This window comes from Pseudonocardia terrae, from assembly GCF_021343995.1.
Taxonomy (GTDB): domain Bacteria; phylum Actinomycetota; class Actinomycetes; order Mycobacteriales; family Pseudonocardiaceae; genus Pseudonocardia; species Pseudonocardia terrae.
In genome coordinates this window covers 63,079-77,150 of the sequence record NZ_JAJTTE010000022.1, presented here as the reverse complement: position 1 = coordinate 77,150, position 14,072 = coordinate 63,079, and the positions used below count along the sequence as shown (strand labels likewise).

The 14,072-nt window shown below is 73.6% G+C and carries 11 protein-coding genes and 1 pseudogene; 3 read left to right on the top strand and 9 right to left on the bottom strand.

Annotation, left to right across the window (positions count from 1 at the left end; all coding sequences use genetic code 11):
- Positions 1-66 precede the first annotated feature (66 nt).
- From LWC33_RS16615 to LWC33_RS16580, 9 genes and pseudogenes are all read right to left on the bottom strand, one after another.
- Positions 67-1,920 (bottom strand): L-lactate permease, encoded by a 1,854-nt coding sequence (locus LWC33_RS16615; RefSeq protein ID WP_305080871.1) that lies wholly within the window; start codon positions 1,918-1,920, stop codon positions 67-69.
- Positions 1,921-1,996: 76 nt separating this feature from the next.
- Positions 1,997-2,188, bottom strand: coding sequence for a ferredoxin (locus LWC33_RS16610; RefSeq protein WP_233305293.1), 192 nt, complete (start codon positions 2,186-2,188; stop codon positions 1,997-1,999).
- Positions 2,188-3,435, bottom strand: coding sequence for a cytochrome P450 (locus LWC33_RS16605; protein WP_233305339.1), 1,248 nt, complete (start codon positions 3,433-3,435; stop codon positions 2,188-2,190). Before LWC33_RS16605 ends, LWC33_RS16610 begins: the two co-directional genes overlap by 1 nt.
- Before the next feature lie 169 nt (positions 3,436-3,604).
- A pseudogene (locus tag LWC33_RS36565) lies at positions 3,605-3,697 on the bottom strand (DinB family protein); the annotation flags it as partial.
- Positions 3,693-5,039 (bottom strand): (Fe-S)-binding protein, encoded by a 1,347-nt coding sequence (locus tag LWC33_RS16600; protein WP_233305292.1) that lies wholly within the window; start codon positions 5,037-5,039, stop codon positions 3,693-3,695. The gene LWC33_RS16600 and the pseudogene LWC33_RS36565, both read right to left, overlap by 5 nt.
- Positions 5,036-6,175 (bottom strand): FAD-binding oxidoreductase, encoded by a 1,140-nt coding sequence (locus LWC33_RS16595; RefSeq protein ID WP_233305291.1) that lies wholly within the window; start codon positions 6,173-6,175, stop codon positions 5,036-5,038. The genes LWC33_RS16600 and LWC33_RS16595 overlap by 4 nt, the downstream gene beginning before the upstream one ends.
- On the bottom strand, positions 6,172-7,626 hold the full coding sequence (locus LWC33_RS16590) for an FAD-linked oxidase C-terminal domain-containing protein (protein WP_233305290.1): 1,455 nt from the start codon (positions 7,624-7,626) through the stop codon (positions 6,172-6,174). The genes LWC33_RS16595 and LWC33_RS16590 overlap by 4 nt, the downstream gene beginning before the upstream one ends.
- Before the next feature lie 230 nt (positions 7,627-7,856).
- The gene (locus LWC33_RS16585; protein ID WP_233305289.1) at positions 7,857-9,512 is read right to left on the bottom strand and encodes an L-lactate permease; all 1,656 of its coding nucleotides are present in this window, start codon (positions 9,510-9,512) and stop codon (positions 7,857-7,859) included.
- Positions 9,513-9,641: 129 nt separating this feature from the next.
- A complete protein-coding gene (locus LWC33_RS16580) occupies positions 9,642-10,424 on the bottom strand; it encodes an IclR family transcriptional regulator (RefSeq protein WP_233305288.1) in 783 nt (260 codons plus the stop codon).
- A gap of 91 nt (positions 10,425-10,515) precedes the next feature.
- Here LWC33_RS16580 and LWC33_RS16575 point away from each other — a divergent pair, with 91 nt between their 5' ends.
- The 3 genes from LWC33_RS16575 (at position 10,516) to LWC33_RS35190 (ending at position 14,058) form a co-directional block, all read left to right on the top strand.
- Positions 10,516-12,663, top strand: a complete 2,148-nt coding sequence (locus LWC33_RS16575) for a malate synthase G (protein WP_233305287.1) — start codon at positions 10,516-10,518, stop codon at positions 12,661-12,663.
- Between the two features lie 64 nt (positions 12,664-12,727).
- Positions 12,728-13,927, top strand: coding sequence for an MFS transporter (locus tag LWC33_RS16570; protein WP_233305286.1), 1,200 nt, complete (start codon positions 12,728-12,730; stop codon positions 13,925-13,927).
- Entirely contained in the window at positions 13,924-14,058 is a 135-nt protein-coding gene (locus LWC33_RS35190; protein WP_255692054.1) for a hypothetical protein, read from the top strand. The genes LWC33_RS16570 and LWC33_RS35190 overlap by 4 nt, the downstream gene beginning before the upstream one ends.
- Positions 14,059-14,072 lie beyond the last annotated feature (14 nt).

The window sequence follows — 14,072 nt, the reverse complement described above, 5'->3', positions numbered from 1 at the left end:
CACGCGCTCACCCGGCCACCCTCGCAGGCGCGGCCACGAGGGGCAGCCGGATTCGGAGCGCCTCTCCTACGGCAGCATCCAGCCGAGCACCGGCGTGGACTGCAGGTAGATCAGGATCGCGAGCACCAGCAGCATGCCGAGGCTCCACCCGATGACCTTCCGCAGCAGCACGCCCTCCTGGCCGTCGAGCTTCACCGCGGCGACGGCGATCGTGAGGTTCTGCGGGGACAGCATCTTCCCGAGCACCCCGCCCGACGAGTTCGCGCCGGCCAGCAGCTCCGGCGGCAGCCCGGCCGTGTTGGCCGCCGTGACCTGCAGCGAACCGAACAACGCGTTGGACGACGTGTCCGAGCCGGTGACAGCGACACCGAACCACCCGAGCAGCGGGGACAGGAAGGCGAGCGCCCCGCCCGCGCCCGCGATCAGCAGGCCGATCGCGGTGGTCTGCGCCGATGCGTTCATCACGTACGCCAGCGCCAGGACCGCGGCCACGGTGAGGATCGCCCACTTCAGGTCCGCGACCGTGCGTCCCCAGATCGCCGCCGCCCGGGCCGCGCCGAGGCCGAGCACCGCCGCGACGATCACGCCGGCGATGAGCATCAGCGTCCCGGCGGTCGACAGCCAGGTCAGCGAGTACTGCGTGGTGCTGCTGGGCTTGCCGCTGGTCGCGACGACGTCGAGGCCGGGCCAGTGGAACGCCAGCTTCAGGCTGTCGACGGCCGGCTTGATCCCCGGGAGCTGCACGATCGCGAAGACCAGCACGATGATCACGTATGGGGCGTAGGCGCGGCGGACCTCGCGCGGGTCGTCGACCTGTGCCTGCGACCGGACGGCCGCGACCGCCTCGCTCTCCTCCGCCGCGCTCCCGGCGGGGACGGACCCACCGGAGGGCCGGGGCTCACCGGAGGGCCGGGGCCCGCCGCGGCGCGACCCGCCCGTGCCGCCGGAGCCGTCGCCGGGAGCGTCGGGGCCGCCCGCCCCGACGAGGCTGCCACCGCCGGGCTCGGTGTCGGGCTCCGCCTCGGGCTCGGTGCCGGGCCGGCGCGCGGCCCACAGCGCGTGCGGCATCGCCCGCGCGACCACCACGACGGCGACGGCGGACAGCAGCGAGGCGAGGATGTCGGTCAGCGGCACGGAGATGTAGTTCGACGTCGCGAACTGGACGATCGCGAAGACGACGCCGGCGACCACGGCGGGGACCCATGCCTCCCGCACGCCCCGGCGCCCGTCGACCAGGAACACCAGGACCAGCGGGACGAAGAGGGCCAGGAACGGGGTCTGCCGGCCGACCATCGAGGCGACGTCGCCCAGTGGGAGCCCGCTGACCTGCGCGAGCGTGATCACCGGAACGCCCATCGCACCGAACGCCACCGGCGCGGTGTTCGCGACGAGCGCCAGGACGGCCGCGCGCAACGGGCGGAAGCCCAGCGCGACCAGCATCACCGCACTGATCGCGACCGGGGCGCCGAAGCCGGCCAGCGCCTCGAGCAGCGCGCCGAAGCAGAACGCGACGAGGATCGCCTGTGTCCGCCGGTCCGAGGAGAACGTGCCGAAGCTGCGCCGCAGCACGTCGAAGTGCCCGGTCGCGACGGTCATGTTGAACACCCAGAGGGCGTTCACCACGATCCACATGATCGGGAACAGCCCGAAGAACGCGCCGTGCGCCGCGGCCAGCAGGGACATGCCGACGGGCATGGCGAATCCCACGATCGCGACGACCAGCGCCGCGACCAGCCCGGCCAGCGCCGCCCACTGCGCCCGTACGCGCAGCACGCCCAGCGCGAGGAGCACCACCGCCAGCGGCACCACCGACACCAGGGCCGACCACCCCAGGGAACCGCCGACGGCCTTGGGGTCCTGTTGGTAGACCGCCAGGACCGGCCCCGCCATCGGCCCGGACAACAGCGTCGCAGACGTCATGGTCGCGCAGTGTGCGTCAGATCACGTCAGTCGGCAGGATGGACTGGGCCGAACGGGTATCGGGGCGCGCCCGAGCTCATTCCTCGCGAATCGACAGGGCTCCCGAGGGGCAGGCGTCGACCGCGGAGCGCACCTTCTCGTCGACCTCGGGATTCTCGTTCAGGAGCACGACGATGCCGTCGTCGTCCTGGTCGAACACCGCATCGTCGGTCATCACGCACATCCCGGCACCGATGCAGACGGCGCGGTCGGCCCTGAGCTCGCCCATCACGCTCCTCCCCACGCCACGGGCAGGCTCTCCATCCCGTAGACGACGTTGAACGACCGGAACCTACGATCTTCCGACGCCGGCCGCAGGTCCGGGAAGCGCTGCAGCAGCGCGGGGAAGGCGATCCGCATCTCCATGCGGGCCAGCGGCGCGCCGAGGCAGTGGTGCACCCCGTGCCCGAAGGCGACGTGGCCGAGCGCGCCCCGCCGGACGTCGAGCCGCTCCGGCTCCTCGAGCAGGGCCGGGTCCCGGTTGGCGGCCGGGATCGAGAGCATGACCAGCTCGCCCTCCGCGATCGCGTGACCCGCGATCTCGGCCGGCCGGGTCGTGGTCTTGAACGTGCCGGAGTGCACGATCGACAGCCACCGCAGCAGCTCCTCGACCGCGGGCCCGATCGCGTCGGGATCGTCCCGGACCAGGGCGAGCTGGTCGGGGTGGTCCATCAGCGCCAGCGTGCCCAGGCCGAGCATGTTCGACGTGGTCTCGTGGCCGGCGATCAGCAGCAGGTTCGCGATGCCGACCAGCTCGTCCGTGGTGAGGTCCTCGCCGTGCTCGCGCACGAGCATGCCGAGCAGCCCCTCGCCCGGGTCCGCCTGTTCCCGCGCGACCAGCGACGCCATGTAGGCGCGCTGCTCGTCCCCGGCCCGCATCCGCTCGTCCATCGGCCTCGACAGGTCGAGCAGCTTGGCGCTGCGCCGCTGGAACTCCGCCCGGTCCTCGTACGGCACACCGAGCAGCTCGCAGATCACCAGCGACGGAACCGGCAGGGCGAAGTCCGCGACCAGGTCCGCGGGCGACCCGGCCCGTTCCATCGCGTCGAGGTGCTGGTCGACGATCTCGCGCACCCGGGGCTCGAGCCGCGCCATCCGCCGCCCGGTGAACTCCGGGGTGAGCATGCGGCGCAGCCGGGTGTGCGCCGGCGGGTCGAACGCCAGCAGGTTGCCGGCCCGCATCCGGGCCAGCTCCTCCGGGCTGCGCTTCGGCATCCCCGGCAGGCCCGCCATGCGCCGCTGCGGCTGCCACTCGTTGCTGAACGTGGCCGCGTCGCCGAGCACCTCGCGCACGTCCGACCAGCGCGTGACCATCCAGGCCTCGAGCCCGAAGGGCGTGCGGATCTTCCGGACGCCCTCGCCCTCGCGGATCGCCCGCAGCTCGGGCGCCGGGTCGAAGCCCGACCGCCGCATGTGCAGCGGCAGCTCCTCGACGCTCCTGCCCTCGAGACCCGGCCCCGACGGCGCCTCCGCCATCCCCTGGTCCGGACGCGTGCGCGCGGTCTCCGTCATGCGACCTCCCCGATCGGTTCGACCCCACCGGCCACTCTCACACCGCGCCGCCGGACGGGCACCCAGCGCGCTGAGAGGCCGCTGAGCAAGCCGGACGTTCCGCGCGATCCCGACGCTCGGTGCGGGACCGGGCTCACCCGTGCAGGTTCCGGTACAGGTCCCGCAGCAGCAGGATCTCGGCGCCGTGGTGGATCGCCTCGCGGTGGATGTGCAACGCGGCGTCAGCTGCGGGGGACCGGCACGTTGCGGATGCTGGCGTCGAGCAGTTGGACCGGGTGCAGCAGCGGCAGGGCGCCTCCGATGCCGTCCTTGAGGTGCTTGCCGATCTGCAGCAGGCAGCCCGGGTTCGCCGTGACGACCACGGTGGGTTCGACCGTCCGGACGTTGTCGGCCTTGCGCCGGCCCAGCTCGTCGGCCGCCTCGGGCATGATCATGTTGTAGATGCCCGCGGAGCCGCAGCACAGCGCCGCCTCGGGGATGTCGAGCACCTCGAGCTCGGGGATGCTCCGCAGCACCTCCCGGGGCTGCGCGCGCACGCCCTGGGCGTGCCCGAGGTGGCAGGCGTCGTGGTACGCGACCCGTGCGGGCACCGGCGAGCGCGGGGCGCGCGGCCCCAGCTCGGCGAGCACCTCGTGCACGTCGCGCACCCGCGCGCTGAACTCCTTCGCCCGCACCGCCCACTCCGGGTCGTCGGCGAGCAGGTGGGCGTAGTCCTTCATCGACGACCCGCAGCCGGCCACGTTGGTCACCACGTGGTCGACGTCGAGCCGTTCGAACCGCTCGATCGTGCGCTTCGCCCGGGCGAGCGCCGGGTCCTCGCGGCCGGCGTGCAGCTCCAGGGCCCCGCAGCACTGCTGGTCACGGGGGACGAGGACGTCGAGCCCCTCGGCGGAGAGCACCCGCACGGTGGCCTCGTTGACCCGGTGGAAGAACACATCCTGCACGCAGCCGGACAGCAGCGCGACCCGGCCGCGCCGCTCGCCCACGGCGGAGGTGTGCACCGGCAGCGTCGCGAACGCCTCCCGCACCGTGACGGGCGGGAGCAGCGACTCCAGCGCGGCCAGCCGGCCCGGCAGCTTCGCCGCCAGCCTCCGGACGGCGGGCACCGCGGCCAGCTTCTGGTACAGCGCCCCGGGCAGGGCCGCCAGGCGCAGCCGCCGCTTGTACGGGAACAGCGCGAAGATCGCCTCGCGGAACATCCGGTCGGCCGGGGTCCGCTTGACGTTGCGCTCGAGCTGCGGGCGCACCGACTCGAGCAGCTTGTCGTACTGCACGCCCGAGGGGCACGCCGTCACACACGCCATGCAGCCCAGGCAGGCGTCGATGTGCTGGTGCAGCGGGCCGTCGAGCCCGATCTCGCCCTTCTGGGCCAGGTCCATCAGGTAGATGCGCCCGCGCGGGGAGTCCATCTCCTCGCCCCAGAGCTGGTAGGTGGGGCAGGTCGGCAGGCAGAAGCCGCAGTGCACGCAGTCGTCGAGCAGCTCCCGCGAGGGCGGGTGGTGCGCGTCGAAGGCGCTCGGGCCGGTCTGCGGCAGGTTGGTGTCGGCGGAGCCGGCGGGTGTGGTCACGAGATCTCCCACGGGTCGAAGCGGCCCGGGCCGAACCGGCCGTCCGGGTCGAACCGCTGCTTGACGGCCTTGAGCACGGCGAGGGCGGACGGCGGCGGCCCCCACGCCGGGGCGCCGAGGTCGGCGGGGCGGCAGCGCAGCACGCTCGTCCCGCCGGCCGCGTGCACGGCGGCGTGCGCCTCGGCGACCGCCCTCCCGGGCACCGACACCGTGGCCACGCCGGTGCCCAGCCCTGCGGAGACGGTCGAGGCGGGCAGTGCCTCCAGCACGCCCGGCAGCAGCGAGGGCTTCACCCCGATCCGCACCACGGCCGCACCCCCGTCGCCCCGGGTGAGGGCGGCGTGCTCGGCCCACACGTCCGCGCCGGCCCCGGACTGCCCGGACGCCTCCGAGGACCCGGACGCCACCGACGCCCCGTCGCCCAGCAGCCGGGTCAACCGGTCCAGCCGGGCCGGCAGGGCCTCCTCGGTCGAGTCGAGGCGGACCAGCAGCCGGCCCGAGGACAGCCACTCCACGGCCGTCGGCTCCAGCTGCGAGGCCAGCACCTCGCCGGCCAGCCGGGCGGCGTCGGCGAGGCCGCACTCCACCACCACGGTGCCGATCGCCTTCGGCACCGGGTGCAGCCGCAGCACGACCTCGACCAGCACACCGAGGGTGCCGTAGGAGCCGTGCAGCAGCTTGGACAGGTCGAAACCGGCCACGTTCTTGATGACGTGCCCGCCCGAGCGGACCACCGCCCCGTCGGACAGCAGCGTGGTGGTCCCGATGACGAGATCGCGCAGCGTGCCGTGCACCAGCGCCGACGGCCCGGCGTCGGCCGTGGCCACCAGCCCGCCGACGGTCGCGCCCGCGGCCACCCGCGCGGCGTCGAAGGACAGGTGCTGGCCGTGCTCCGCCAGCTGCTCCTGCAGCGCCCGCAGCGGCGTCCCGGCGTGCACCGAGACCGTCATGTCACCCGGGTTGTGGGTGATGACGCCGCTCAGCCCGGTGGTGTCGAGCACGGCGTCGACGGGCCCGAGCCGGCCCCCCCAGTCCGCGGCCGTCCCGGCCCCGGCGATCGAGATCCGGCCGGTCGTGTCGAGGACGGCCTCGCGGGCCTCCTTCAACGACGCCGGCTTCAATGCCGTGAGTGTCATAGCCGCTCGATCACTCCCGACTCCTCCAGCGGGTGCGGCCGGTACTTCCCGGGCCGTTCCCCGCACAGCCGCGGCGTGGGCAGGACCTTGCCCGGGTTGCAGATGCCCTCGGGGTCGAAGGCGTCCCGCACCCGCTTCATCACCGCCAGGTCCTCCTCCCCGTACATCTTCGGCATCGAGCACGCCTTGTCGGTGCCGATGCCGTGCTCGCCGGACAGCGACCCGCCCAGCTCCACGCAGAGCTCGGCGATCGCCCCGGACAGCTCCTCGGCACGCTCGGTCTCGCCCGCGGCGGCGCTGTAGAGGACCAGCGGGTGGAGGTTGCCGTCACCGGCGTGGAAGACGTTGGCCACCCGCAGGCCGGCCTCGTCGCCCATGTCGGCGATGCGGCCCAGCACCTCGGCGAGCCTCGTCCGCGGGACCACGCCGTCCTGCACGAAGTAGTCCGGCGAGATCCGGCCGACCGCGGCGAAGGCCGCCTTGCGGCCGCGCCAGATCGCGGCCCGCTCCTCCGGCGAGCCCGCGATGTGCAGCCGGGTGCAGCCGTGGGCGTCGCAGATGGCCTTGACCTGCGCGAACTCGGTGTCGCACTGCTCGATCGGGCCGTCGAGCTCCACGACCAGCGCGGCCGGCACCCCCACCGTGTAGCCGGCGTGCACCGCCTCCTCGGCCGCCTCGATCGCGAGCGTGTCCATCATCTCGACGGCGGCGGGCACGATCCCGGCCGCGACGATGTCCGACACGACCTCGCCCGCCTCGGCGACCGACGGGAAGTCGGCCAGCAGCGTGCGCACCGTCTCCGGGGTGCGCAGCAGCCGCACGGTGATCTTCGTGGTGATGCCCAGCGTGCCCTCGGAGCCGAGGAACACCCCGCGCAGGTCCGGGCCCTGCTGCTCGGCGGAGTCCCCGCCGAGGGTGACCAGCTCGCCGTCCGGGAGCACGACCTCCATCGAGTACACGTGGTTCGTGGTGAACCCGTACTTGAGGCAGTGCGCGCCGCCGGAGTTCTCCGCGACGTTGCCGCCGATCGTGCACACCTGCTGCGAGGAGGGGTCGGGCGCGTAGTAGAGCCCGTGCGCCGCGACGGCCGCGGTGATCTCGAGGTTCGTGACCCCGGGCTCGACGACCGCGCGCCGGTTCACCGGGTCGACCTCCAGCACCCGCTTCAGCCGGGCCAGCGAGATCACCACGCCGTCGGCCACCGGGAGCGCGCCGCCGGACAGGCCGGTGCCGGCGCCGCGCGCCACGAACGGGACGCCGTTGCGATGGCAGGCCTTCACCGCCCGGGCGACCCCCTCGGCGTCGCGGGGGATGAGGACGATCTCGGGGCGGACCCGGTACCCGGTCAGCCCGTCGCACTCGTAGGCGCGGGTCTGCACGGGGTCGTCGACGACGTCATCGGGGCCCAGGGCCGCGACGATCGCGGCGCGGGCCACGGGATCGAGGGTCATCCGACCTCCTTGTCACGGCGCGTGGTGGGACATCGAGAAGCCTAGGGCGGCGGCCGCGGGGGTCCCAGTCCCGATGCCGTCGTACGGCCCGCGCGGTGATCGCAGGGGCTCGCCGTCGCTCGACGGCGAGCCTCTCCCCGGCGCGGCCGGGCCCGGACGAGCCCGTGGACCGGCGCGGGCCCCCGACCCGGACGCGCTCGCCGTCCGGGCGCGGCCGGCGCCGCTCGTGGCTACAGCTGCATGGCGCCCGGCAGGACGAAGTAGTAGAGCAGCCCGATGAGGATGAGGTAGACGAGGATGACGAGCGTCCAGGCCATGTTGTAGCGGATGACCTCGCCCTCCTTGCGCACCATCTTCGTGGTCGCCACCCCGACGCTCGCCGTCTGCGGCGCGACCGGTTTGCCCACCTCGGCGCCCACCGAGTTCAGCGACGGGAAGAGCAGGGGCGGCGCGCCGAGCAGCTTCGCGACCGAGAGCTGGAAGGCGCCGAAGACCGCGTTCGCCGAGGTGTTGCTCCCGGAGAGCGCCACGGCGATCCAGCCCAGGATCGGGGCCAGCACGATGAACGGCGTGCCGATCTTGGAGAAGCCGTTGGCCATCGAGCTGGCCATGCCGGAGTAGTTGAACACGTAGGCCAGCCCGAAGATGAACGGGCCTACGAGCAGTGCCCCCCACATCTGCCGGAAGGTGTCGCGGAACGTCTGGGCCAGCTGGCGCCGGGCCGGCCGAAGGTACGCACAGATCAGCAGCCAGGACACCAGGATCGCGGTGCCCGCGATGAACGGCGCCCACTTGAACGACTGGCTCGTCACCTTCCCGTCGAGCGAGCTGATCGCCTTGACCGCGGGCGCGAACGGCGCATAGTTCGGCAACGGCGACCACGGCCCGGTCCAGGCGACGACCACCACGACGAGGATCCCGAAGGGCACCAGCGCGCGGACGGCCGCGCTGCTGCCACCGGGACTGCGGCTGCCACTGCGGGCCGGTGCCGCCCCCGGGCCGTCCCCGGCGGAGGCGACCGCCACGTCCCCCGAGGGCAGCTCCTTGCCGCCGAACCCCAGCTCCACCTTCGGCCGCCAGAAGCGCAGGAACACCAACAGCACGCCGAAGCAGACGAGCGAGCCGATCACGTCGGGGAGGTACGGCCCGAGGAACTGCGAGGTGGGGTACTGGCCCGCGATGTAGGACAGCGCCCCGACGACCGCGAGCGGCCACCCGTCCCGCAGCCCGCGCCATCCGGAGACCAGGTAGATGAGCACGAAGGGCGGCAGCAACGCGAGGATCGCGACGATCTTCCCGACCGACGCCGACAGGGCCATCAGCGGCAGCCCGGTGACGGCGGCCAGGCCGATGATCGGGGCGCCCAGCGCGCCGTAGGACACCGGGGCGTTGTTCGCGATCGCCGCCACGCGGATCGCGGCGAGGTCGACGACCCCGAGCGCGATGAGGATCGGCGCCACCACGGCCCACGGATAGCCGAACCCGACCAGGCCCTCCATCAGCGCCCCGAACGCCCACGCCAGCAGGATCGTCTGCACCCGGATGTCCCGGGTGGCGTGCTGCACCAGCCAGTCCTTGAACCCGGCGAACGCACCCGTCGTGACCAGGGTGTTGTAGATGATCACGCCCCAGAACACGATCCAGTCGACCGACCACACGCCCGTCGCCGCACCGAGCCCGTAGGCGACCCCCGTGCCCGAGGCCGGTGCACCCCACACGAAGATCGCGAGCAGCACCGTGACGACCGAGCCTATGATCACCGCCTGCCAGGCCGAGAGGCGCAGCCCGGCCAGGAGGGCCAGGAGGACGACGACGGGCACCAGGGCCAGGAACGTGCTCCCTGCGACCGAGCCGACCGGGTCGAGGATCTGGGTGAAGGGTGGCATCAGAGGCCCCCTGAGGACGGTCAGAGGCGATTCGAGGCCACGGATGATCCGCCCCCCGCGGGCGTCCCGCAACTCCTGGCCGCAGCGCCCTGACCGGCGCGGATGAGGGTTCCCGGCCGTGCTTCCGGATCATGCGGTGGCCAGCAGCGTCCCGAGGCGGCGCCCCGCCGCGACGACCAGCGGCGCGATCCGCGCGACGGCGGTGTCGTCCATCCGGGAGAGCGGTCCGGAGACCGAGACCGCGGCCGAGCCGTGCGGCCCGGTGACCGGGGCGGCGACGCAGCGCACGCCGGTCTCCTGCTCGCCCTCGTCGAGCACGTAGCCGCGCTCCCGGGCGAGGGCCAGCCCGCGGGCGAACACGTCGGGATCGGTGATCGTGGTCGACGTGACGGCCGGGAGTCCGGTGCGCGCGACGATCGCGGCCGCGTCGGCCGGCGGTAGCGCGGACAGCAGCGCCTTGCCCACACCCGTGCAGTGCACCGGCACCCGGCGGCCGATCTCGGTGAACATCCGCATCTGGTGCGGCGAGGGCACCTGCGCGACGTAGACGGCGCCGTCGCCGTCGAGCACCGCGAGGTTCGCCGTCTCGCCGATCTCGGTGACGAGGTCCGCGAGCACGGGGGTGGCCCAGCGGCCGAACTGGCGCGCCGCCGTCTCGCCCAGGCCGACCAGCTTGGGGCCCAGCGTGTAGCGCCGCGAGGACAGCTGCCGCAGGTAGCCGAGATCGACGAGGGTGCGGACCAGTCGGTGGATGGTCGCCGGGGCGAGCCCGGTCCGGTCGGCGAGCTCGGACAGCCCGGCCTCGCCGCCCGTCTCCGCCAGCGTCTCGAGCAGCCCGAACGCCCGCGCCAGCGACTGGACCCCGCCCGCACGGGGTACATCGGGCCGGGACGCCTCGGTGCCGTCGCTCACAGCACCGGACCCTATATTCCATGATGCGGAATTGCCAGTCCGTCTGATAGAAAAGGCGCCGCACCAGAGTCGAGGAGAGAGGAACGCCGCGATGGCCGGCACCGCAGGACTGCAGGTCGATCCCGAGCTCCAGCGGTTCGTGGAGGGTGAGCTGCTGGCGGACCTGGACCTGGCTCCGGAGGCCTTCTGGGGTGCGCTCGCGGAGCTGCAGGGGCGCTTCGCCCCGCGGATCGCCGAGCTGCTCGCCCGGCGGGACGAGCTCCAGGCCCGGATCGACGCCTGGCACGAGGCCCACGGCCCCGGCGAGCCCGAGGCGTACCGGAACCTCCTCTCGGAGCTGGGCTACCTCCTGCCGGCGGACGAGCCGGCCCCGGTCTCGGTCGGCGCCGTCGACGCGGAGATCGCCGAGGTCCCCGGCCCGCAGCTGGTCGTCCCGGCGACGGTCCCGCGGTACGCGCTCAACGCGGCCAATGCCCGCTGGGGCTCGCTGTACGACGCCTTCTACGGCACGGACGCGCTGCCGCTCGACCACGAGCTCGCCAAGGGCTATGACGAGAAGCGCGGCGCGCAGGTCATCGCCGCGGCCGACGAGCTGCTCGACGAGCTGTTCCCGCTGGCCCAGGGCTCGCACGCGGACGTCACCGGCTACTCCGGCTCGGAGCGAGGCCTCGTCGCCTTCACCGGGAGTGGCGAGACCGGGCTGGCCGACGCCGCGCAGTTCGCCGGGTTCCGTGCGCCCGACGGCGAGGGCCGCGCCGCGGTCCTGCTGCGCCGCAACGGCCTGCACGTCGAGCTGACGATCGACCCCACGCACCGGGTCGGCCGCCAGCACCACGCCGACGTCGCCGACGTCGTGCTGGAGTCCGCGGTCACCACGATCGTCGACCTCGAGGACTCGGTCGCGACGGTCGACGGCGAGGACAAGGCCCTGGCCTACCGCACCTGGCTCGGTCTCATGACCGGCGAGCTGGTGTCGGAGTTCGAGAAGGGCGGCGAGACCGTCACCCGGCGGGTGCACCCCGACCGCGAGTACACCGGCGCCGACGGGTCCCCGCTGACCCTGCCCGGGCGGTCGCTGATGCTGGTCCGCAACGTCGGGCACCACATGACCACCAACGCGGTGCGCACGGCCGAGGGCGAGGAGATCGCCGAGGGCGTGCTCGACGCGCTGGTCACGGCCACCGCGGCGCAGTACGACCTGCAGGGCAGGGGGCGGTACTCCAACTCGCGCAGCGGGTCGATGTACATCGTCAAGCCCAAGCAGCACGGGCCGGACGAGGTGGCGCTGACCGTCGAGCTGTTCACCGCCGTCGAGGAGGCCCTCGGCCTGCCCGCGCGCACGCTCAAGATCGGCATCATGGACGAGGAGAAGCGCACCAGCGTCAACCTCGCGAGCGCGATCGCGGCCGCGGCCGACCGCGTCATCTTCGTGAACACCGGCTTCCTCGACCGCACCGGCGACGAGATCCACACCTGCTTCGCCGCCGGACCCGTGATCCGCAAGGGCGACATGAAGTCCTCGACCTGGCTCAACGCCTACGAGGACCGCAACGTCGACGTCGCGCTCGCCTCCGGGTTCGCGCACAGGGCCCAGATCGGCAAGGGCATGTGGGCCAAGCCGGCGGCGATGGCCGACATGCTGGAGCAGAAGGGGGCCCAGCCGGAGCAGGGCGCCAACTGCGCCTGGGTGCCCTCGCCGACCGCCGCCACCCTGCACGCGCTGCACTACCTGCGCACGGACGTGCACGCCGTCCAGGCGGACCTCGCGTCGCGGGCGGTCACCGACCGCGAGAAGCTCCTGGTGCTGCCGATCCTCACCGAGCAGCTCACGGACGAGCAGAAGACCCACGAGCTGGAGACGAACGCGCAGTCGATCCTCGGCTACGTCGTCCGCTGGGTGGGGCTGGGCATCGGCTGCTCCACCGTGCCGGACCTCGAGGGCGTCGGGCTGATGGAGGACCGGGCGACCCTGCGGATCTCCAGCCAGCTGATCGCGAACTGGCTGCACCACGACGTGGTCGACGAGAAGACGGTCCGGGACACCTTCGCCCGCATGGCCGCGCTCGTCGACGAGCAGAACGCCAACGAGCCCGGCTACCCGCCGATGGCGAAGGACCTGGAGGGCAGCGAGAGCTTCCAGGCCGCCCTGGAGCTGGTCTTCACCGGCCGCTCCGAGCCCAACGGCTACACCGAGCGCGTGCTCACCAGCTGGCGGCAGAAGGCCAAGCGGCGCTCGTGAGGTCTGCGTCTCCCCGGGGAACGCAGCCGGACGCCGTCGGGTTGGTGCCCACGTGGGAGCACGGATGAGGGCGTGGGCGCGCGTCGCGGCGGTGCTGTTCGTCATCGGCTACGGCGCGAACCAGTTCAGCCCGCTCATGGTCATGTACCGCGAGCAGGGGCACTACTCGGCCACGGTCGTCGCGGCGTTCTTCGGCGTGTACGTGGCCGGGCTCGCCCCGGGCCTGCTCGTCGGGGGGCCGCTGTCGGACCGGCTCGGCCGCCGGCGGGTCCTCCTGCCGGGACTGGTCGTGTCGGTGCCGGCGAGCGCGATCCTCGCCGCCGGCGCGTACTCCGAGGCGCTGCTGTACACCGGTCGCTTCCTGTTCGGCATGGTCACCGGCGTGGCCATGGCCGTCGGGACGACGTGGGTGAAGGAGCTCTCGCAGGCCCCCCACGACCCGGAGGCAGACGCGGGCTCCGGCGCCCGCCGCGCGGCGCTCGCGCTGTCCGCGGGGTTCGGCGTGGGCCCGGCCGTCGGCGGCGTGCTGGCCCAGTGGGCGCCGTTGCCGATGGAGCTGCCCTACCTGGTGCACATCGTGCTCACCCTGCCGGTGATCGCGCTGGCCCTGCGCGCGCCCGAGACCCGGACGCCCGAACGGGCACCGCGCCGCTCGCTGCTCGCGGACCTCACGGTGCCGGCGGTGGCGCACCCGCGGTTCCGTGGGCTGGTGCTCCCGCTGGCCCCGTGGGTCTTCGCCGGACCCGCACTGTCCTTCGTGGTGCAGCCGGCCGCCGTCGGGGCGGCGCGTACGCCCGGCTTCGGGCTGATCTTCGCCACCGGGCTCACCGCCGTGACGCTCTCGGCGGGCGTCGCGATCCAGGCCGCCGCCCGCCGGCTCGACGCCCGCGCCCCGCTCGCCGGCGGCCGGCTGGGCCTGGCGCTGATCGTCGTCGGGACACTGGTCGCCGCGGTCACGGCGCGGACCGGATCGCTGCCGGTGGCGTTCGTGGCCTCGGCGGTGCTCGGCGCGGCCTACGGCATCTCGCTGGTCTCCGGGCTGCTGGAGGTCCAGCGGATCGCCGGGCCGGAGCACCTCGCCGGGCTCACCGCCGTCTACTACACGCTGACCTACGGCGGGTTCCTGCTCCCGCTGATCCTCGCGCCGCTGGCCGTTCACGTGCCCTACGCGGTGCTGCTCGTCGTGGTCGCGGCGCTCGCCGCGGTCTGCCTGGGGCTCCTCGTGGCCGCCGGGCGCCGCACGCGGGTCCCCGTGCCGGCGTGACCCTCGAGACGGGCACCAGGCAGCCCGGAGCGATCGCGCCCCACCGCAGCTCCGGCTCCGCCCCGATCGCCCCGTTCGGGGTGTACCGGGACGAACCGGGCAGCCTCTGCTTCGCCGAGGTGATCAGCTGAGCGGCGGGACCCGC